The 358-nt window shown below is 62.0% G+C and carries 1 protein-coding gene; it reads right to left on the reverse strand.

The window, feature by feature from the left end; genetic code table 11:
- Positions 1 to 358 (reverse strand): DUF935 family protein (locus tag HK28_RS13625; protein WP_143217446.1); only part of this gene is annotated, 358 nt, incomplete at both ends.

Below are 358 nucleotides of genomic sequence, written 5' to 3' on the forward strand. Positions count from 1 at the left end.
GCTCAGCAGAAGCGAATCGGAACGCTCGATGTCTTCCTGGACCATGCGGTGAATCGCGCCGGACGCGTGCGTCCCAGACCGTGCGTCCGTCGTCCCGGTCTGCCCCAGCACCGCCTTGCTGATCTGTTCGTCCAGCCACTTGACCCGCATCTCATGAACTTCGGACGCGCCAGCCCCGCCCTTGGTCTCGATCAGCTCGAAATCCATTTCCTTCGGGATCATCGCGGCGAGCATCCCGCCGTAATCAGTCAGAGCGTGCCAGAGCACATTGCGGTCATTGTCGGTCGAGCCCTGCCCAAACCGCCCCAGACGTCCCGGTATCCCGTAATTCTGGACGAAAATTCCCCAGTCCCGAACG

Origin of the sequence: Acetobacter sp. DsW_063 (genome assembly GCF_002153745.1) — a bacterium.
GTDB lineage: Bacteria > Pseudomonadota > Alphaproteobacteria > Acetobacterales > Acetobacteraceae > Acetobacter.